General features: G+C 39.4%; 20 protein-coding genes. 12 read left to right on the forward strand and 8 right to left on the reverse strand.

Annotation, left to right across the window (positions count from 1 at the left end; genetic code table 11):
• The first annotated feature begins 250 nt into the window (after positions 1-250).
• Positions 251-604 (forward strand): DUF2200 domain-containing protein, encoded by a 354-nt coding sequence (locus CD122_RS00555; RefSeq protein WP_103357080.1) that lies wholly within the window; start codon positions 251-253, stop codon positions 602-604.
• Between the two features lie 46 nt (positions 605-650).
• Here CD122_RS00555 and CD122_RS00560 read toward each other — a convergent pair whose 3' ends face one another.
• Entirely contained in the window at positions 651-1,130 is a 480-nt protein-coding gene (locus tag CD122_RS00560; RefSeq protein WP_103357081.1) for a hypothetical protein, read from the reverse strand.
• A 163-nt stretch (positions 1,131-1,293) separates the two neighbouring features.
• Here CD122_RS00560 and CD122_RS00565 point away from each other — a divergent pair, with 163 nt between their 5' ends.
• Both CD122_RS00565 and CD122_RS00570 read left to right on the forward strand, forming a co-directional pair.
• On the forward strand, positions 1,294-1,512 hold the full coding sequence (locus CD122_RS00565) for a YozE family protein (protein WP_103357082.1): 219 nt from the start codon (positions 1,294-1,296) through the stop codon (positions 1,510-1,512).
• Positions 1,513-1,626: 114 nt separating this feature from the next.
• Positions 1,627-2,367 carry an epoxyqueuosine reductase QueH gene (locus CD122_RS00570; protein WP_103357083.1) on the forward strand — a complete coding sequence of 247 codons (741 nt, stop codon included), beginning with the start codon at positions 1,627-1,629 and terminating at the stop codon, positions 2,365-2,367.
• A gap of 44 nt (positions 2,368-2,411) precedes the next feature.
• On the opposite strand, the gene CD122_RS00575 is transcribed toward CD122_RS00570, so the two are convergent.
• Complete coding sequence (locus CD122_RS00575) at positions 2,412-2,858, reverse strand: Rrf2 family transcriptional regulator (protein WP_103357084.1); 447 nt, start codon at positions 2,856-2,858, stop codon at positions 2,412-2,414.
• A gap of 165 nt (positions 2,859-3,023) precedes the next feature.
• Here CD122_RS00575 and CD122_RS00580 point away from each other — a divergent pair, with 165 nt between their 5' ends.
• The 3 genes from CD122_RS00580 to CD122_RS00590 all read left to right on the forward strand — a co-directional run bounded on the left by CD122_RS00580 (position 3,024) and on the right by CD122_RS00590 (position 7,587).
• On the forward strand, positions 3,024-3,662 hold the full coding sequence (locus CD122_RS00580) for an NAD(P)-dependent oxidoreductase (RefSeq protein ID WP_103357085.1): 639 nt from the start codon (positions 3,024-3,026) through the stop codon (positions 3,660-3,662).
• Positions 3,663-4,133: 471 nt separating this feature from the next.
• Positions 4,134-5,057 (forward strand): NAD-dependent epimerase/dehydratase family protein, encoded by a 924-nt coding sequence (locus tag CD122_RS00585; protein ID WP_103357086.1) that lies wholly within the window; start codon positions 4,134-4,136, stop codon positions 5,055-5,057.
• A gap of 13 nt (positions 5,058-5,070) precedes the next feature.
• Positions 5,071-7,587, forward strand: a complete 2,517-nt coding sequence (locus CD122_RS00590; RefSeq protein WP_103357087.1) for a glycosyltransferase — start codon at positions 5,071-5,073, stop codon at positions 7,585-7,587.
• A 129-nt stretch (positions 7,588-7,716) separates the two neighbouring features.
• On the opposite strand, the gene CD122_RS00595 is transcribed toward CD122_RS00590, so the two are convergent.
• The 4 genes from CD122_RS00595 to CD122_RS00610 form a co-directional block, all read right to left on the reverse strand.
• The gene (locus tag CD122_RS00595; RefSeq protein WP_103357088.1) at positions 7,717-9,360 is read right to left on the reverse strand and encodes a phospho-sugar mutase; all 1,644 of its coding nucleotides are present in this window, start codon (positions 9,358-9,360) and stop codon (positions 7,717-7,719) included.
• Positions 9,361-9,377: 17 nt separating this feature from the next.
• Positions 9,378-10,241, reverse strand: a complete 864-nt coding sequence (galU, locus tag CD122_RS00600) for a UTP--glucose-1-phosphate uridylyltransferase GalU (RefSeq protein ID WP_103357089.1) — start codon at positions 10,239-10,241, stop codon at positions 9,378-9,380.
• A 146-nt stretch (positions 10,242-10,387) separates the two neighbouring features.
• Entirely contained in the window at positions 10,388-11,848 is a 1,461-nt protein-coding gene (gene nagE / locus CD122_RS00605) for an N-acetylglucosamine-specific PTS transporter subunit IIBC (RefSeq protein ID WP_103357090.1), read from the reverse strand.
• A gap of 179 nt (positions 11,849-12,027) precedes the next feature.
• Positions 12,028-12,213 (reverse strand): VraH family peptide resistance protein, encoded by a 186-nt coding sequence (locus CD122_RS00610; RefSeq protein WP_103357091.1) that lies wholly within the window; start codon positions 12,211-12,213, stop codon positions 12,028-12,030.
• Between the two features lie 252 nt (positions 12,214-12,465).
• Here CD122_RS00610 and lip point away from each other — a divergent pair, with 252 nt between their 5' ends.
• Entirely contained in the window at positions 12,466-14,238 is a 1,773-nt protein-coding gene (lip, locus tag CD122_RS00615; protein WP_169926442.1) for a YSIRK-targeted triacylglycerol lipase, read from the forward strand.
• Positions 14,239-14,455: 217 nt separating this feature from the next.
• On the opposite strand, the gene CD122_RS00620 is transcribed toward lip, so the two are convergent.
• Positions 14,456-15,118, reverse strand: coding sequence for an NAD(P)H-dependent oxidoreductase (locus CD122_RS00620; RefSeq protein WP_103357093.1), 663 nt, complete (start codon positions 15,116-15,118; stop codon positions 14,456-14,458).
• Between the two features lie 134 nt (positions 15,119-15,252).
• On the opposite strand from CD122_RS00620, the gene CD122_RS00625 reads away from it, so the two are divergent.
• Both CD122_RS00625 and CD122_RS00630 read left to right on the forward strand, forming a co-directional pair.
• Positions 15,253-16,116: a fructosamine kinase family protein gene (locus CD122_RS00625; protein ID WP_103357094.1), complete on the forward strand. Its 864-nt coding sequence runs from the start codon at positions 15,253-15,255 to the stop codon at positions 16,114-16,116.
• Positions 16,103-16,558 (forward strand): DUF1648 domain-containing protein, encoded by a 456-nt coding sequence (locus CD122_RS00630; RefSeq protein ID WP_103357095.1) that lies wholly within the window; start codon positions 16,103-16,105, stop codon positions 16,556-16,558. Before CD122_RS00625 ends, CD122_RS00630 begins: the two co-directional genes overlap by 14 nt.
• Positions 16,559-16,613: 55 nt before the next feature.
• On the opposite strand, the gene CD122_RS00635 is transcribed toward CD122_RS00630, so the two are convergent.
• Complete coding sequence (locus CD122_RS00635; protein WP_103357096.1) at positions 16,614-17,225, reverse strand: YIP1 family protein; 612 nt, start codon at positions 17,223-17,225, stop codon at positions 16,614-16,616.
• 195 nt (positions 17,226-17,420) lie between these two features.
• Between CD122_RS00635 and CD122_RS00640 the strand changes: the two genes are divergently transcribed.
• Genes CD122_RS00640 through CD122_RS00650 form a run of 3 tightly spaced genes read left to right on the forward strand, consistent with a single transcriptional unit; the run spans position 17,421 to position 20,333 of the window.
• On the forward strand, positions 17,421-18,482 hold the full coding sequence (locus CD122_RS00640) for an efflux RND transporter periplasmic adaptor subunit (RefSeq protein ID WP_103357097.1): 1,062 nt from the start codon (positions 17,421-17,423) through the stop codon (positions 18,480-18,482).
• The gene (locus tag CD122_RS00645; protein ID WP_103357098.1) at positions 18,479-19,165 is read left to right on the forward strand and encodes an ABC transporter ATP-binding protein; all 687 of its coding nucleotides are present in this window, start codon (positions 18,479-18,481) and stop codon (positions 19,163-19,165) included. The genes CD122_RS00640 and CD122_RS00645 overlap by 4 nt, the downstream gene beginning before the upstream one ends.
• Positions 19,158-20,333 (forward strand): ABC transporter permease, encoded by a 1,176-nt coding sequence (locus CD122_RS00650; RefSeq protein WP_103357099.1) that lies wholly within the window; start codon positions 19,158-19,160, stop codon positions 20,331-20,333. Before CD122_RS00645 ends, CD122_RS00650 begins: the two co-directional genes overlap by 8 nt.
• Positions 20,334-20,429 lie beyond the last annotated feature (96 nt).

The raw sequence follows: 20,429 nt of genomic DNA on the forward strand, positions 1-20,429 counted from the left end.
GTGTCCCAAAAGCAGGATTTTCGACAGAACTGCCACGATTTCGGCAAAATCAAAAAGCAATTTTGCTCATCGTTCGGTTCTGCTCAAATCCTAAACGCTTTTGTCCTAACCTCGCGCTAAATACATCTAATCGTGTTACAATAGAAGTACACGAACAATAAAGTTATATGATACGGATACCACACGCCATCTGCTAGAATGAGAGTAGATGGCGTTTTCAATAAGAACGGACGATAATAGGAGGTTCTATATGACACATAAAATTTATGAAATGCCAGTAGCAAATGTATATCCGAATTACGTGAACAAAGCTGAGAAAAAAGGGCGTACGAAAGAAGAAGTGGATACCATTATTCGTTGGTTGACGGGTTATACTGATAAAAAAATTGCGGAACATTTAGAGGCAAAGACGTCATTCAGAACATTCTTTGAGCAAGCACCGGAACCGAATCCAAATCGTAAAAAAATTACGGGTGTGATTTGTCGGGTACGTGTAGAAGACATTGAAGAACCACTGATGCAAGAGATTCGTTATTTAGACAAGATGATTGATGAACTAGCGAGAGGTAAGGCGTTAGACAAGATATTCCGTAACCATAAATAACACGAAGCCCTATTGGACGTACTATCCAATAGGGCTTTTACTATGATTAATTGGCATTATATATTTGATCGTTGTTTAATGCGTCTGTTTGTTGTCCATTTTGGTTATCGACTGTATTGTACGATTGTTCCGCTTGGCTAGGTGCTTGTTGCGGGACATATGTTTGTGGATTCGTATATGCAGGTGCTTGCTGTACCGGTGGTGTATATGATGTGTCAGGCTGTTGAACATCTTCCACCGTCTCTGTTGATTCTGGAACTTCAGTTTGTTCTACGGGTACTTGTGCTTCTTGTGACACGTTAGGATCGTACACAGGTGTTTCTTCAGTTTCCGTTTCTGCTTCCTTCGCTTTTTTAGGTTTTGTTTTTTCTTTCTTATCTTTGTCTTTCTTCGCTTCTTTAGGTTTTACCTGAGACGACTGTTCTTCTTTCGGCGCATGATAATCACTGCTCATGGCCTTAGCTCCGAAAAATACCATGCCGATTAAAATGAAGACAATCACAAAGATGTTAATTAGTTTTTGCATGTTGCGCACCTCTTCAAAGTGTTGTTTAAACATAGTATAGCGTTTTGTCAGTTAAATACAAGTAAAGCATTGGGGGAACTCGTGCCACGTTTAAAAATTGACAAGTATCATTGTGAGATTATGATATAATATTGCATAGCTCGTAAATGAGGTGAAGTATAACTTGAGCTTTTATGAATATATGCAAATTTACATTGGTGATGATACCCCATTAGGTGATTTGGCGAGACGCATTCATGTAGACTCAAAATTTCCTAAGGAGCTTCATACGTCCGATGAGATATTAGCGTGGTTTCGTGAAGGCTCTCGTCTTGGTCAATTGAATTTAGCGGACATTAAACGAGCGATTGCGATTTATATGCAATTTGGTGACGCTAAGTGACGACCCAGCATAATCACAGATGTGAGCATGTGTCACCTGTACAAGGCGTCTCCTACTACTCAAGTTGGGAGGCGTCGTATTTATAATGACTATTTTATTGCGGGTAGGGATACTATGATTCAAGCAGATACTATATTGGAGAAAATGAAAAATCAGAAAATCAACTACGATAAAGTGTTGCGCAAAATGATTGTCAATTGGACACGTAATGAAGAGCGCCCGAGCATTTTATTACATAGCTGTTGCGCACCTTGTAGTACGTATACATTAGAGTTTTTAACAGAGCATGCCGATGTTGCGATTTATTTTGCCAACCCAAATATTCATCCGAAAAATGAGTATTTGCGTCGTGCACGCGTACAAGAGCAGTTTGTGAAAGATTTTAACGAACGGACAGGGGCTGACGTAAAATATATTGAAGCGCCATACAAGCCACATGAATTTATGAAAATGGCGAAAACACGTGGTTTGACCGATGCGCCAGAAGGTGGAGAACGTTGCTCGGCGTGTTTCGGTATGCGTTTAGAAATGGTGGCAGAAGCGGCTGTCGAATTAGGCTACGACTATTTCGGTAGTGCCATTACATTGTCGCCGAAAAAGAATGCACAATTAATTAACGAAATTGGCTTGGACGTCCAACAACTTTATGATGTGAACTACTTGCCGAGTGATTTCAAAAAGAACAAGGGCTATGAACGTTCCATCACGATGTGCAACGACTACAACATTTTCCGTCAATGTTACTGTGGTTGTGTGTTTGCGGCACAGCAACAAGGCATTGACTTTAAAGAAGTGAATCAGCAGGCGAAAGCATTTTTAGATGCACTTGCGGATAAAGAAACCGTAGAATCATAACATACAAAAAGCACCCCTACATTCTAGGCGGTGCTTTTCGCATTTTATTCCGTTAAAGTTCTAGCAGCTTCACGCGCTTGGACATCTTCAACAATCGTGGCAATTGTAATATTTGCGAATACTTGTTCTAAGGCGTTTTGTGCCATATTGAAGATAGGCTCAATGGTCGCTTGAATATTACGGCCGACATTACAGTTAGGATTAGGGTTATCGTGCATATTAAACAAGGTGTTATCTTTCACAGCATTCACGGCTTTATATACGTCTAATAGTGTGATGTCTGTTAAATCTTTAGCAAGCTGCGCCCCAGCGACACCTGGACGGACATCAATCAATCCTGCTTTTTTTAGCATGCCCATAATCTTTCTTATCATTGCTGGGTTCGCATTAACACTGCCCGCGATATATTCCGACGATGCCACTTCATCTGTCGTCGCATCTATTAAAGTTAAGATATGAATGCCGATTGAAAATCTACTACTGATAGACATGGCGAACCTCCTTTCATTTCAAGCATGTAATCTCATTAGTTACAAGTATAACGTATAAATGTTTAGGAACAAAGCAGTTTTATTTGTTGACAACGCACTTACCTGTAACTATAATGATTACAAGTAAACGAAATGATTACAGGTAACTGTCAGGAGGAATATACAATGAAATTAGGTATTATCGGTGCAAGTGGTAAGTTAGGTCAATTAATTACAAAAGAAGCGGTAGCAAAAGGACATGATGTGACAGCAATCGTACGTAATAAAGCAAAAGTGACTGACAAAAATGTCGCTGTGTTAGAGAAAGATATTTTCGATTTAACACAAGCAGATGTTAAAGACTTTGATGTGATCATTAATGCGTTTGGTGCAACGCTTGGTGAAGAACAAATACATGTGGATGCAGGTATCGCATTGAATGAAGCGGTTAAAGGGACAGATGTTAGAATTATTATTGTCGGTGGTGCAGGTAGTTTATACGTGGATGAAGATAAAACAACACAACTTATGGACACACCAGAATTCCCTGAAATCTTCTTACCAACAGCTAAAGGTTCAGCACGTGTTTTAGAAGTTATGTATGATACAAAAGATGTGACATGGACATTTATGAGTCCGGCTGCCGATTTTGACTATGAAGGTAAGCGTACAGGCGCATACCAATTAGGTAAAGACCATGTCATTGTGAACGCAAAAGGGGACAGCTACATCAGCTATGCAGACTACGCGATCGCGATTGTTGATGAAGCAGAACAAGGTCAATTTGTGAATACACGCTTTACAGTTGTGGGCGAAGCTGAATAATTATATTAGAAGAAACGAAATATATCATATCTAAGCTACTTATTTTTAAATTAAAGATAAGTAGCTTTTTATTATGTTTATACTGCTAAAAAAATTTTTTATTAGAGAGATTAATGGTAAAATAGAAGGATACAAGAGTGAAAAATGACGTCATATAAGGTGGATTTAATAAGCAAAATATGTTTGCTTTCGAAAGATTCTTGCAGGGCTGGAACATTAATAAAAACATTTAATTTAAGTTTGAGATTTCATGTAGAAGGGGTAGAAGTTGATTGGTATGAAAATATGCTTTTACAAGCTTTTTTCAAACTTACTTAACCTTTTCGAGAGTAGGACAATGGAATCTTTTGACGCCTATCCCACGCCCAATGGAACTTATTGTATCGCCTTTTGCTGAGTGATATCATATTACAGACGTTATATGAGAATGTTGTTCGTCATTTCAAAATATATTTAAAGGACTGGAATAACATGAAAATATTAATAACTGGTGGAGCCGGCTTTATTGGCTCACACATTGCGAACTATTATTATGAAAAGTCACACGAAGTATTTGTATTAGATAATTTAGCAAGTGGCTATAGAGAAAATATTCCGTTTATAGATGAAGCACATTTTTTAGAAATAGATGTTCGTGAAGCTAATAAAGTAACAGACATTGTCAAAACCCATCAATTTGACATTGTGGTTCACCTTGCGGCAGTGGTTAGCGTTGTTGATACGGTAAACCAACCTTTGATGTCGAATGAAGTGAATATTAATGCGACGGTCAATCTTTTAGAAGCCAACCGTGAATATAATAGCCAACTTAAAAAGTTTATCTTCGCTTCTTCTGCGGCAGTATATGGTAATAATCCAGAGTTGCCAAAAACAACGCAGAGCATCGTACAACCAGAGTCGCCGTATGCGATTCAAAAGTACGCGGGAGAACAATATACGAAGATGTACCATCATCTGTATGATTTACCGACGACAGCGTTGCGCTTTTTTAATGTTTATGGTCCGAAACAAGATCCGAACTCGCAATATTCAGGTGTGATTTCGATTATGAAGCGTAAGTTTGAAAATGATGAAACCTTTACGTTTTTCGGAGATGGCGAACAAACGAGAGACTTTGTCTACGTTAAAGACTTAGTGGATGCGATTGTGCATGTGATTGAAAACGATCGTACGAATGGCGAAGTGCTTAATGTTGGAACGGGTAAACAAACGTCGTTAAAAGATATTTTCCATGCGTTTGAAGCAAGCTATAATAAGACGATTGACTATCAATTTGATGAAGCGAGAAAAGGTGATGTGAAGCATTCTGTTGCGGATATTACACCACTTACAGAAATGGGTTACACACCGAAATATACGATTAATAGCGGTTTAGAAGAATATTTAAATAGTTAAAGATTATGTGAGAATGAGGTGCGCTACTTTGAATAAAGTGACGAAAGTTTTATTGAATCAGATTAAAAGAAAATATAAGTTTGCTTCTGAACCACTTAGAGCGAGATTGCGAAGTGAACATGTCAATAAAGTAACGAAGTATGCGGAGTACTATAAAAAGAACAAGGTTGTGCCGACACATATCGTCTATCAGTCACGAGACGGCCAAAGTATGACGGATAGTCCGTACGCAGTGTTTCTACAGCTTTTAAAGAATGAACAATATAACGGTTTTACGCATTTCTGGGTAGTGGATACGGAACAAAAAAAGGATACGTTTGAAAGGAAATATCATCATTACGATAATGTACAATTTGTTGTCAAAGAAAGTGACGAATATTTACACGTTTTAACGACAGCGAAATATTTGATAAATAACGCAACATTCCCGGGATATTTCGCGAAAAAAGAAGAACAAGTCTATGTAAACACATGGCACGGAACACCGATTAAAGCAATGGGACTTGATATTGAGGATAACTTGCTAGGTTCACAAAACGTAATTAGAAACTTTTTGAGTTCGGATATATTAGTGAGCCCGAATGCACACACAACATCAATCTTTAATCGTGCATTTTCATTAGAAGGGCTTTATAATGGTCGCCTTATGGAAATGGGCTATCCACGTATTGACTTAACTTTGAATAGTCAACGTGAGAATGTCGTTCGTGATTTGAGCTCGGAAGGTATTCGCGTTGATGAACGAAAAGTGTTGTTATTTGCGCCAACTTGGAGAGGTGAAGACGTCAATAATCCGGAAGATAGTATTGAAAACATTTACCAAATGGTGATGGGATTGAAAGATAATACATCTTACCAAGTGCTCGTGAAGGTGCATCCATTTGCTTATGAGATGGCTTTACAACACAAAGGCATTTTACCTTATTTAGTGCCGGATACTTTTGATACGAATGAATTATTAAGTGTTGTTGACTTATTGGTAACAGATTATTCAAGTATTTTCTTTGATTATTTAGTGACGGATAATCCGATTATTTTTTATGCACCTGATTATGAAGATTATAAGCGTAATCGTGGTCTATACATTGATGTGGATGCATTACCAGGGCCATCAGTTGATAATTTGCAAGATTTAATTGTCCAAGTCCACAAAGCGGAAAATAACACGTTGAACTATCAAGATAATTATGCGAACTTTAAAAAGCTGTATGTCTCATATGACGATGGGCATGTGACAGAAAAGCTTATTGAAGCGATGTTTAGTAATCAGAAAGTTGAAGCGCAAAGTACGAAAGAACATATTTTAATGTATCCGGGTGGTATGAAGAATAATGGTATCACGACATCGGCAATTAATTTGCTGGAGAACTTGGATTACGATAAATATGATGTGACGATTTTCTTGAATCAAACGACGAATGATGAAATATTAAATAACTTAGCGAATGTGAATGATAACGTACGTATTATTTTGAGAAAAGGGCCGTTATTGGCGACGACGAAGGAGACTTATCAAAACACGTTTGTTAAAAATCGAGGTATTCAATCTCAATTAGAAAAGACATTATATCCAACGGCGGTATATGAACGAGAATTTAGAAAAATCTTTGGTAACGCGACGTTTGATTATGTAATTGACTTTAGTGGTTACTCAATGTTCTGGTCAAAAATCCTACTAGGTACAAAGTCTAAGAAGAAGTTGATTTTCTTACACAGTGATATTCAAAGCGATATGAATCGAACAGTCAATGGTAAGAGACCGCATTATGTGAACTTGAAAGGTGTCATTTCGATGTATCCGCAATTTGATTACCTTGTCAGTGTCTCTGAGGAAACATCTAAGTTGAATATGCATAATTTGAGTCAGCCGAATATCAGTCGAAAATTCACGTCAGCAATGAATACTATCAATATTACACGCATTGAAAAACTTAAAAATGATGAAAATGGCTTCTTTATTAATCACGATAAAAAAGTACTTGCGATTCTGCAAAATAATCAAATTAAAGGTATTGAATTCAACGACGATGACTTCAAAGTAATGGCGATGGGGCGCTTATCTCCTGAAAAAGGCTTTGATATTCTTATTAAAGGATTTAAGGATGTTGCGCGACAAAATCCGAATGCGAAGTTGTATATCTTAGGAGAAGGGCCGTTGAGAAAAGAATTGCAAAACTTGATTCGTTCATTGAAACTGGATAATCATGTGTATCTTGTCGGACAAAAAAGCAATCCTTTCAACATTATGAAGCAATGTGATTTATTCGTGCTTTCTTCACATTATGAAGGCCAATCAATGGTGTTATTAGAAGCGATGACCATTGGGACAAAAGTACTGGCATCGGATATTCCGGCAAACCGTTATGTATTAGACTCAGGGAAATACGGTATGTTAGTAGAGAATACACCTGAAAATGTAGGACGCGGTATTCTTGAATTTATGAATAATGAAGTACCAACATATGAAAAATTTGATGTGCAGGCACATAATGCACAAGCGTTAGCACAATTTTATAAATTATTACGCTAAGATGTGATGATGTGAGAGATTGATGTAGGCATAGGGGAGAGCGACAGGAATCTCAGTTTTCTCACCCCGGCAAGTTAGTTACAGTCAAAAAATAACGACCGCAACGTGTGATGTTGTGGCCGTTATTTTTTATAATCCAAATTGTGTTTGAAAGTCGTTGATGACGCTGTCTAAGTCGTCAACATTTAATGAAAAGTAAAGTTTCATTTTTGGCTCTGTACCAGAAGGTCTTACCGCGATAAACCCTTCTTCAAAAATAAATTTGATCATATCGGTTTGTGGTAAGTCGATTTTTTCGATGTGCCCATTGTTTACATTGAATGCTTCGCGTGTTCGATAATTTTCAATAGACAATGGCGTCAAGTTGTCGATGTTAATCGTGTTAAGCTGTTCAAAGTGCTGCATGATTTCACGAATTTTTGCTTTGCCTTCTGCGCCAGCAAATGTCGGTGAAAGTGTACGGTCTTGGTAGTGTCCATAAGTGTCGTAAATCGCCATTAACACATCTTTCAATGTTCGATTGTCTTGTGCCAGTTGTGCTTTGTATTTGATAAGTAATGTCGCAATTTGTAGCGCATCTTTATCTCTTGAGAAGTCTTGGACTAAGTAGCCATGACTTTCTTCATAGGCTAGGAGTAGCTGCTTTGGTTGTTGTGCGAATTGGTTTAACTGATCTGAAATATATTTAAAACCTGTTAAGACATTAACGACTTCTATACCTAATGATTGTGCGATTTTCTCACTCAATGCCCCTGTAACAACCGATTTAATCATATATAAAGGTGTTTCGTCTTTTAATTGCTCATATCTTAATTTAATGAGTAATAAGCCAATTTCATTTCCATTAAAATAGCGTGTTGTGCCATCTTCATATCGCTCAACAATACCAAGTCTGTCGGCATCCGGATCTGTCGCAACCACTAATTGTGCATCTTCCTCTTCAGCCAATTGTCTACCTATATCAAAAGTTTCTTCCACTTCCGGATTAGCGATAGGGACAGTCGGAAAGTCGCCATTCGGTGTCGATTGTTCAGTCGCAATCACATAATTCGTATAGTCTAAGTCATTTAAAATATTTGCCAATAAAGGTAAGCTTGTACCGTGTAAACTTGTAAGCACCGTTTTGATAGACGTCTCTGGTAAAGTGCCTACTAAATCTTTAACAGCTTGTTGATAGGCTTCTGTCGTCTCGTCGTCAAATGGTATAACAATATTTTGAGCCTGCAGTTCTGCTAGGTCAGTTGTCGGGATATTCAACGGGTCTTCAACAGCATCAATGTATTGACTGAGTGCCATTGAAGGTTCTGTTAACAGTTGACCACCATAGGGCGCATAGACTTTAATGCCGTTATAATTTTTAGGGTTATGACTCGCTGTAATCATAATACCAGCTGTCGTTTGCAAGTGACGTACAGCAAATGATAGCTCAGGTGTTGACTTAAACGTGTCTGGCAAAATAACGGATACACCGTGCGTACCGAGTACTTTAGCAATCTCAACCGCAAATTCTTTGGATAGATGACGTGTATCAAAGTGAATCACGACTTTAGGATGTGCAGTCAGTTGCTTTAAATATTTTGATAAGCCTAACGCAAACTTTTGAATCGTGAACTTGTTAAGACTACCCGGACCAATGCCGAATGTACTTCTAATACCAGCCGTTCCAAAAGCTAAGACATCTGAAAAGCCTTCTGCAATTTCTTGTTCAGATTGCATATTATAAAAAGGTTCAACCAGGCTTTCGGATAATTTTGCTTCCCACTGTTTTCTCACACTGTTCGCCTCCTTGCTTATAGCTCTAATGATTGAATGTAACGTTTGATTTCGTCTTTCATATCATCGTGTTTCAACGCGTATTCGATCGTTGTTTTCACAAAACCAATTTTTTCTCCAACATCGTAACGTGTACCTTCAAAATCATACGCATAAACTTTATCATCTTGGTTCAAACGCTCGATGGCATCTGTTAATTGAATTTCGCCACCGCTACCTTCTGTTTGTGTTGCTAAGTAGTCAAAGATTTTCGGTGATAAGACATATCTTCCCATAATAGCAAGGTTCGATGGGGCCGTACCTTGTTCTGGTTTTTCTACAAATTTTGCGACGTCGTATAAACGTTCATCTTGTGATTGTGGTGCGATAATGCCATAACGATGTGTTTCAGATTCTGGAACTGTCTGAACACCGATCACAGATTTACCCGTTTTGTCGTATTGCGCCATCAACTGTTGAATGGCAGGCGTATCAGATTCAACAATATCATCGCCAAGCAGCACAGCAAAAGGTTCATTGCCGATAAATTGTTTCGCGGTATAAATGGCGTCACCGAGTCCATTCTGTTCTTTTTGTCTGACATAGAAAATATTCGCAAGGTCAGTTGGATATTGAACTTTTTCAAGCATTTCTAACTTCCCTTTTTCATAAAGTGTTGTTTCAAGTTCTTTTTGTGTATCGAAGTGATCTTCAATCGCACGTTTATGTTTCCCTGTCACAATAATAATGTCTTCAATGCCCGCTCTTGCTGCTTCTTCAACAATATATTGAATTGTCGGCTTATCTAATATTGGCAGCATTTCCTTTGGCATTGCTTTCGTAGCGGGTAAAAATCGTGTACCTAATCCCGCTGCTGGTATAATTGCTTTTTTAATCGTCACGTCGTTCACCTTTCTCTAATTATCTTTCATTTTTACTTGTATTATCATATGAATTGGAATGAGGGATATTATTTTTGGAAATCTAATCCTTGTACTCATAAAACAAATAGTGTCGCTTATTTATATTCTAACATAATAATTGTGTTTTATTGTTCTAATTGTCGTTCCATTTCGTCAGCGACTTGTTGGACATGTGTTCCAATAATAATTTGAGCAGCATGCTGACCATTTTTCAATACACCAGCAGCGCCGGCAGACTTAATTTGCGCTTCGTTCATTTTTGTATTATCTGCGAGTTCAAGGCGTAAACGTGTCGCGCAGTTTGTCAGTGATGTGATATTCTCTTTGCCACCAAGCCCTTCGATTATTGTCGCAGCTGTTTGCGTATATTTGCTTGATGATGATTCAGATGATATATCCGTCGTGTCTGCCACCTGTGAAGTAGGAATGTTTGTACCACGTCCTGGTGTGTTGAGATTGAACTTCACAATAAGGAAGCGGAAGAGCACATAGTATAGAACAAAGAATACCAGCCCTTGAACGACCAGCATTAATGGATGGTTCGCAAAAGGATTGATAAGCGATAACACAAAGTCAATTAGTCCAGCACTGAATGCAAAGCCTGCTGTCCAATGGAAGAGAGCGGCAATGAAGAGTGATAACCCTGTTAACAGTGCGTGCACGACATATAATAACGGTGCAACAAACATAAAGACGAATTCGATAGGTTCAGTAATACCAACGATAAATGCTGAGATAGCACCAGCGAACATAATACTACCAATTTGTTTTTGATATTTCGTTTGTGCGGTATGATACATCGCTAGTGCTGCAGCTGGAATACCAAACATCATAATTGGGAAGAAGCCAGCCATATAGCGACCTGTAATGCCTTTCGTACCTGTTTGTGACTGGAAGTTTGCGACATCATTAATACCTGCAATGTCAAACCAGAATACAGCGTTCAATGCATGATGTAAGCCGAGCGGAATCAACAATCGGTTAGCAACACCATAAATCCCTGCACCGACTGCACCAAGGTCGATAATGCTTTTACCGAATGCAACAAGTGCGCTGTAGACGAACGGCCAGATGAATAAAAGTACGAATGCAAAGATAACTGAGAACAATGCCGTCATGATTGGTACAAGACGCTTCCCGCTGAAAAAGGCGAATGCGTCAGGGAGTTCGACTGATGAGAATTTGTTGTAGCAAGATGCGGCAATCAAACCAACGGCGATACCAACAAAGACGTTACCGAAGCCGATATTAGTAAAACCGGGATTGACGGCTTTTTCTGTAATCCCTAAGTAAATAGCAACGTTTTCTGGATCTAACAATTTATCGACTACTAAAAAGCCGACGATGGCAGCAAGCGCTGTCGCACCATCGTTTTTCTTTGCCATACCAATCGCAACACCAATGGCGAAAAGTAGGCCGAGATTTTCGAGAACGCCCATACCCGCGTTGAAGAAAAATGCGTAAGCGGCGTTTTGCCCGATTGTGGCAGCGATAATATTAGCAATCGCTACAAGAATGGCTGCTGCCGGTAACACAGCAACTGGTAGCATGAGTGAGCGACCAATGCGTTGTAAATAGTTAAGCATAATGAATACCTCTCCTTATATATATATTTAATGAAAAGACATAGGTTGTTTGTACTATTATATAATAGTGTTTTATGCAATTGAATATCGTTTTGTAATTAATTTAAAAATTTGTTCCAACAAGAAAAAACCTACATAAACATAGTATTAGTGTACCATGTTCATGTAGGTTTATTTTATTAGTCGTTCAATTTATTTTCAATGAGCCATCCTGAAAACAATAGGCCAACTGGAATACCTAAAAACGGTGACATCATAGAGCTAGCAAAAAATGTAATTAAAGCTGTGATGATCACATTTTTAGCATTAATCTTCATGTTTAATAAGTCGTGATATGCACCAGTAATGACATCTTTTAAACGCATCATACTCACTCCTATTTTGCTTTTTCTTTGTTTACAATTTAAGTATACCTATTTTTGAGAACGTTAACATCGGTCTTGCGGTTGAAGTTGTAATGAATATGCAGGCAAGTTGGTAATAGTATACGTGTGATATGTTGCAATTATAAACAGTTACGCATTGAAACAATACAGTTAGGGAATATTTGTTTTTTTGATTATTGAATTTGCTATATTATGTGTAAGCGTTTTTATACAAAGTTAGGAGATGAGAATATGAACAATCGCAAGCATGTATTTTCTATTAGGAAGTCTGTATACGGAGCAGCGTCAGTCGTTGTAGCAACTTGTTTCTTTGTAGTGGGTGGACAAGACGTACAAGCAGCAGAGGGACAACCAGAGCATGTGGGGCAACCAACGGAGGTCGTAAAAGTAGCTGAGTCAGCGACAGCACAAGTTGAAGATGCACAACCTGAATTATCACATGTAGCAAAAGATGTGACAGTTCAACAACCAAGCGAAGTTGTTGATACAAAACCATCGTTGGATGAGCAACCAGTTAAAACGGAAGCGCGTGAAGCACTAACTGAAAGTGACAATAATCATAATGTAACAGATGTAGCACCAACAACTGTTGATGCGCCAGTGGATAAGACAACAGTTATGCCGAAGATTCAAGATGCACAGTCGGAACTTTCTGTGACAGAAGCACCTAAAGTGACGGACAAAGCGTTAACGCATCATGACACAAATGTAGCTGAAGAGAATAAGGCTGAAAAAGAGACAGTACATACAGACACCCAGTTAACCGAGGCGAAAGAAGTTGCTGATAATCAGACAGAAGCACGCAGTTTACGTAAAGCAGCATCTCCAGTTGAGATAGCGAATCCAGAACAGCCACTTAATAAACATCCTTTTGTGTTTGTTCATGGGTTTATGGGGCTTGTAGGTGATGTAGCGCCTAAAGGTATCAACTACTGGGGTGGTACGAAAGCGAACTTACAAGAATATCTACGTAATAAAGGCTATGAGATGTATGAGGCCAGTGTGAGTGCCATTGCGAGTAACCATGAACGTGTCGTCGATTTGTATCATTATATCGTAGGTGGTCGCGCGGATTACGGTGCAGCGCATGCTGAGAAGTATGGACATGAACGTTATGGTAAGACGTATAAAGGCATCTATCCAGACTGGCAACCTGGCAAGCCGATTCATTTAGTAGGTCACAGTATGGGGGGACAAACGATTCGTCTATTGGAACACTATTTACGCAATGGAAATCAAGAAGAGTTGGCATATCAACAGCAACACGGTGGTACGCTAAGTCCATTGTACCAAGGTGGTCATGACAACATGGTGTCGTCGATTACTACCATTGCAACACCACATAATGGCACGCATGCCGCAGATCAGTTAGGTAATACGCCGTTTATTCGTCATTTGTTATACGGATTAACGCGTACATTTGGTAATCATGCGGGCACACTAGATCTAGGTATGCATCATTGGGGATTTAAGCAGCGAGAGGGCGAGTCGCTTATTGAATATGGTAAGCGTGTTGCGCAAAGTCAGCTATGGGATTCTGAAGATACGGCGTTGTATGATCTTACGACGACTGGGGCTGAGAAGTTAAATCAACTGACGACGGTGAATCCAAATATTTACTATAAAACATTCACTGGGCAAGCAACACATAAAGTATTATCTGGTAAGCATATGATTGATTTCGGTATGGCATTTGCGCACGTGTTGACGGGCAACTTGATTGGTTCTGTCATGGAAGAAATCTGGCGTCCAAATGACGGCTTAGTGTCTGTTGTTTCGGCACAGCATCCAACAGGAGAAGCACATGTGGATGTAACGGCTGATGCACCACTACAAAAAGGTGTGTGGCAAGTGATGCCAACAATGAGTGGTTGGGATCATAGCGACTTTATCGGCAATGATACGTTAGATGCCAAGCATAGTGCCAAGCAACTGACTGACTTTTATGATGAAATTGCTGACTATTTGATGCGTATTGAAAGCGCAGAGCGTCAGACGATTTAAGATAACAAAACCCATTCACGTCGAGGCGTGAATGGGTCATATCCTTTTATTTGTGTTGGTTGGAAGGAAAGCAGGTCTTTCGCAACATCGTGATGTCAGTGTTCAAAAAGCAGGAATCACGATCAGCTACTGCCGCACTTTAACAAAATCAAAAAGCGATTTTGTGCAGTGCTCGGGTTCTGCCCGATTCCTAACCGCTTTTCTCACAACCTCGTTCCTAAATCCATTGTACGACGTCTTCAGCAGGACGGCGTGTTTTCGGACGTGAAGGTTCTGCGTCACGATAGCCAAATGCGACCATAACAGATGGCCAGAATTCGTCTGTATCTAGGTAGCCTCTGTCAGCAAGAACTTTGGCAACATTTTCGTATTGGAAGCCTTCGATAGGGCATGAATCAATGCCTAAAAAGGCTGCGGCAGTCATCATGTTACCGAGTGGGATGTATGTTTGTTTACTTGCCCAGTCCCACAATGCACGGTCACTTTCATAGACGCGTAAGTTGTCGCGTTGGAAGTTGGCAGTTTTTTCGACCATTGCAGAAACCATTTCTTCGGACATATGTCTGATTTCGCGGACATGGTATTGGAAATAAGGTGACTCTGGACGAACATTTTTACGTGCTAGCAGAATCACAAAGTGGCTAGCTGTATCAAGTTGACCTTGGGCGCCCCAGCTGATTGGTTTCAGTGCTTGGCGTAACTCTGGATCTTGGACAACGAGAAATTTCCAAGGTTCTAAGCCGAGTGAACTTGGTGATAGGCGTCCTGTTTCTAAGATGGTTTCGAAGTCTTTGTCGTCAATTTTTTTGTCGGCATCAAAGCGTTTTGATGCGAAGCGATAGTTGAATGTGTCTAATAATTGTTGACGTTTATCAGTCATAGTATAGCGCTCCTTTTTAATATATTATTCATAAATTAAGTATAGCGAAACGCATAGGACTTTCAAATCAATCTGATTGCTCGGGCATGTGATAGGGTATGTTACAGTTAAGAGAGTTGATAGGGGGTTAGAATATGCAACAACAATGGTATCAACAGTTGCCAGTCGATGAAATCAGAACAATGACGCCAGTGAGTGGTGGCGATGTGAATCAAGCTTTTCGTGTTGAGACCGCGCAAGAGACCTATTTTTTACTCATTCAGTCGCAACGCTCTGCTGATTTTTATGCGGCAGAAATTGCAGGGCTTAAAGCGTTTGAAGCAGCAGGGATAACGGCACCTAAAGTGATCGCAAATGGTTGTATCGATGGCGATGCGTATTTACTATTGAGTTATTTAGCAGAAGGGGTCACGGGTAGCCAACAAGACTTGGGCGAACTTGTCGCACAGCTACATCGAGTGAAAAGTCCGAATGGTCAGTTTGGTTTTGACTTACCTTATAAAGGGAGCACGATCAGTTTTGATAACCAGTGGCAAACGTTATGGCACGATTTGTTTCTACATCAACGTATCGATCCTTTAGTAGAACGTATAGAAGAGGAAGGTCTATGGACTGCGCGTGATGCACAACAATTTCAACAAGTGTATGCCATCATGAGTCGCACGTTGAAAGCACATGAAAGTGAACCATCGTTGCTACATGGTGATTTATGGGCAGGCAATTATATGTTTTTAACTGATGGTACGCCTGCATTATTTGATCCATCACCGCTTTATGGAGATCGTGAATTCGATTTAGGGGCAACCAAAGTGTTTGGTGGATTTTCATCAGACTTTTATGCAGCCTATCATCGCGCGTATCCACTTAAAGACGGTGCGTTTTACCGCATTCAATTTTATGAACTCTATTTGTTACTCGTGCATCTCGTGAAGTTTGGCACAGTATATTTATCAGCAGTGAGAGAAAGAATGGGAGGCATTATTGATGAAAAAGGTTAATTTACTCATACCGGTATTATGGCTGGGTGCTGTAATTTATTTGATGACAGTCTATGGTCATATTCCAAATCAAGTTGGTACACATTATGGCTATTTAGGAACACCTGATCAATATGGGTCAAAAGCATCTTTGTGGTCATTACCATTGATTTTTATGTTGATTTGGGGTGTTATTACATTATTGATACATTACTTACCGGTGTTGGAGCGCAATATTAAAGGGAAAAACGAAGAACATCCGAGAAAGCATAAGGAAGAAATGGCAGTTGTACTCATTCTTGTTGAATTGGGTGCTTGGGTATTGTTTGTCACAAATGTGTATTATCTTTCACAAGGGCAACTCTATTTACCACCTTATCTATTAACAGTCATACTTACTATATTATTAATATATATTCTATGGTTATTAATTAAACGTGTTATTCGTTTACGTAAAAAATAGTTACAAAAACCCCAAGATGATGACACAAGCCATTATCTTGGGGTTCATTTCTTTGTTAAATAAGTGCAAAAATCAATGGGAATCCGATGAATAATACAAGGTAGATGCCTGTGAAAATCCATGACCAGCGTTTGTTAATATGCATTGTTGAATGGAGTGTTACACCGAATAACCACGCAGAAACAAGTGTTACAAGGTTGATAACTCCTAACGCATCATTATCTGGAGCAAAGGCGTTGAGTGATGTAATACTCACTTGTAGTGGATCGAGTCCTGCAATCCATTGAATGACTAGGGCAACAACGTGAATGGCATAGATAACAATTGCACGTAGTAGTACCGCAGCAAAGATACTTTTTGGGCGTGTTTCAGATTTGAAGATTTTATCAATAATCAAAAATACAAGGAAGATAAAACCAATTGATATAAACGCACCCACAAAGCTACCAATTAAAGCGCCATATTTTGTAAAAGTTGCAATTTGTTCAGCATCGGCACCTTGAATACCTTGGCTTTCTGAAGTGAGTGCTGCAAAATCTGAAATCAAGCCAGTGATGGCAACAGTTGCAACGACTAGCACTAAAAAGATTAGCATTTTCAGACCGGTTTTTGGTTCGAAACGTTGCTGTGTAAAACTCTCAATATGTAACGGTTTAGAATAATCCATTAATTAAACACTCCTTATAAAGAATAAAATCATTATAACATTGTTCAAAAAAATTTTCTGAAACTATTTGTAATCGTATACAAATGTACGTTATAACTAGTATAGGGAATGTAGTGTAATTCATATTTTAGATGTTGAGAAGTTTATGGCAGTTCATAATGACTATTTTTTGATAATAATTAGGAGGTTATACAGTTGAAAAAGCGTACGCTCATTATTTTATCGATTGTCGGTTTTGTGCTGTTGCTAGGCATTGCATTGGCAGTCAAAGCATTTGGTGACGATAAAACGGAGAAAGATGGTTACGATACATATCAAGTGAAAGAGGAGAAACCAATCCGCGTGACAGGAAAGGTATCGCCACATACGATTAAAACATACCAAAATAATTCACAACTCGGCGACTTTGTAAGTGTACAAGTGGAAGATGGTCAATACGTGCAACAGGGCACACCGCTTATTAACTATGCGATTGATGGCACACAACGTCAATCACTCGTTGATCAAGTGAATCAAGCGCAAGAACAGGGCGATCAAAATGCGATTAACAAAGCATGGCAGCAGTTGAATCGCTATGACGGTCAAGTGAACAACAGTGTATACGCGACATTCCCAGGTACAGTATCACTTGAGAATACATCCAATGTAGGCGATGGTGAGACGATTTTACAATTGATTTCGGATGAACCTGAAATTCAAACAACCGTATCAGAATATGACTTAGATAAAATTAAAGTTGGTGACAAAGTCAACATTCAAGTGAATAGTACTGGTAAAAAAGGAACAGGTAAGATTGTTAAAATTAGCCAGTTGCCAACAAGCTATAAGGAAGACGGTAGTGCCGCACAAGCAAGTAGCGCAGGTGTAAGCGCACAAGCAGGTGGTGGAGAAGGTGAAGAAGGTAGTACGTCATTAACGACGAACAATCCAGTTCAAAACAGTCCATCTGGTGACAATGCGAATGAAACGTCTAAGTATGAAGTGATGATTGGTGACTTAGACTTTAAAGTGCGCAATGGTTACTCAGTTGAAGCGGATATTCCACAGGAGACGTTGAAGTTACCTAAAGAGGTCTTAACGAAAGACGACCATGTGTATGTTGTTGATGCGCAAGGCAAAGCACACAAAGTTAAAGTGGAATATGATGAAGCAGATGGCACGTTGATTGTTAAAAAAGGTGTGAAGAAAGGCGACAAGCTCATCAAAAACCCTGACAGTAAGGTGCAAGACGGTAAAAAAGTTGAGGTGTCTGAATGATAGAACTAGTAGATGTCAATCGACACTTTAAAAACGGTAACGAAACGAATCACATATTGAAGGATATTAACTTGCGCATTGAAGCGGGTGAATTTGTTGCCATTATGGGGCCGTCTGGTTCGGGTAAAAGTACGTTGATTAATATTCTAGGTTTTATCGACAGAGGTTATGAGGGCGACTATTTATTCGGCGGCGCCAGCTACAAAGAAAAGTCGGACAACGCGCTTGCGGAGATTCGAAATGAAACAGTAGGCTTTGTCTTCCAGAACTTCAAGTTAATCCAAAACAACACCATTTTGGAAAATGTCAGTATCCCGCTATTGTATGCAGGGCTAGGCGTGCGTGAACGTAAGCAACGCGTCATCGACATCTTGCATCAAGTGGGCTTATACGATAAGGAAAATCTTGTGCCAAACAAATTATCTGGTGGTCAACAACAACGTGTCGCGATTGCGCGTGCGATCGTCAATCAGCCGAAGTTTATTATTGCCGATGAACCAACAGGGGCACTGGATTCTAAAACATCTCAAGATATTATGGATTTATTCTTGCAGTTGAACAAAGAGCGTAAGACGACGATGATTATCGTTACGCATGATCCGAAAGTGGCAGCACAAGCAGACCGTGTCATTCATATTCTAGACGGTCGCATCCAACGAGAAGAGGTGAATCAACATGAATAGTTTCGCGAATATCATTCATGTTTCACTGCTGTCCATTATGAAAAACAAGCGTCGTAACATTTTCACGATGATTGGGATTATTATTGGGATTGCTGCGGTTATTACGATTATGTCACTAGGTAATGGTTTTAAACAGTCTGCGAACGAAGAATTCAGTAATGCTGGTGCGTCTAAAGGTGCGGCATTGATTAACTACTATGCGAAAGATTTTAATGCACCAAGCAAAGACCCTTTTACTGATAGTGATATTGAGTTGGCCCGCCAAGTGAAAGGTGTCAAAGATGCGCGTGTTAAAGAAGATGACACATTTGGCTTGTCGTCTAAAGCGCGTACTCAGAAGAAAGAGACAGAGATTTCAATTGTCAAAAAGGAGTCATTGACAAGTCCAAGTGAAGGCAAGGGCTTTACTGAAGATGATAATATGATGGAAAGTCGTGTAGCGACAATTTCATCAACAGTTGCGGATGAACTTTTCAAAGGCGATGCGGTCGGCAAAACGATTTATATTGATGGCATGGGTTTTGAAGTGGTAGGGATTGCAAATGATGCACAAATTCAAAATTTGGTAAACATCCCAACACGTACGGTGAAACATTATTTGCCACATCTTAAACCAAGTTCGCCACAGTTAGAGATTAAGTTTGATGAGAAACAAAACAAAAAGAAAATTGCTAATAAAGTGGTTGATAAGCTGAATCGTAGTGGCTCGGCTGCTGGACTTGGTGAATACCAATATACAGATTTAGAAGAAATGATGAAGAGTATCGGTAAAATCTTTGACTCGATTACGTACTTCGTTGCAGCAGTGGCAGGTATCTCACTCTTTATTGCCGGTATCGGTGTTATGAACGTGATGTATATTTCCGTTGCAGAACGTACTGAAGAAATCGCCATTCGTCGTGCATTCGGTGCGAAAAGTCGTCATATCGAGTTCCAATTCTTAATCGAAAGTGTCATTCTCTGTCTTATTGGTGGTATCATCGGATTGATTCTCGGTATTTTAATTGCGTCATTAGTTGATGCGTTGACACCAGAATATATCAAGAGTGCCGTCAGTGTCGGATCTATCTTGCTGGCAGTCGGCGTTTCAACCCTTATCGGTGTGGTATTCGGTTGGATTCCAGCACGTTCAGCATCTAAGAAAGAACTTATCGACATTATTAAATAACGAATATAATATATTAATGAGAGTGTACTCATCATGGGGTGCGCTCTCTTTATTTATCGTTGTGCTTTTGACACATAATTGTACGAGTCACATTCG

It is taken from the genome of Staphylococcus rostri, from assembly GCF_002902145.1.
Classification (GTDB): domain Bacteria; phylum Bacillota; class Bacilli; order Staphylococcales; family Staphylococcaceae; genus Staphylococcus; species Staphylococcus rostri.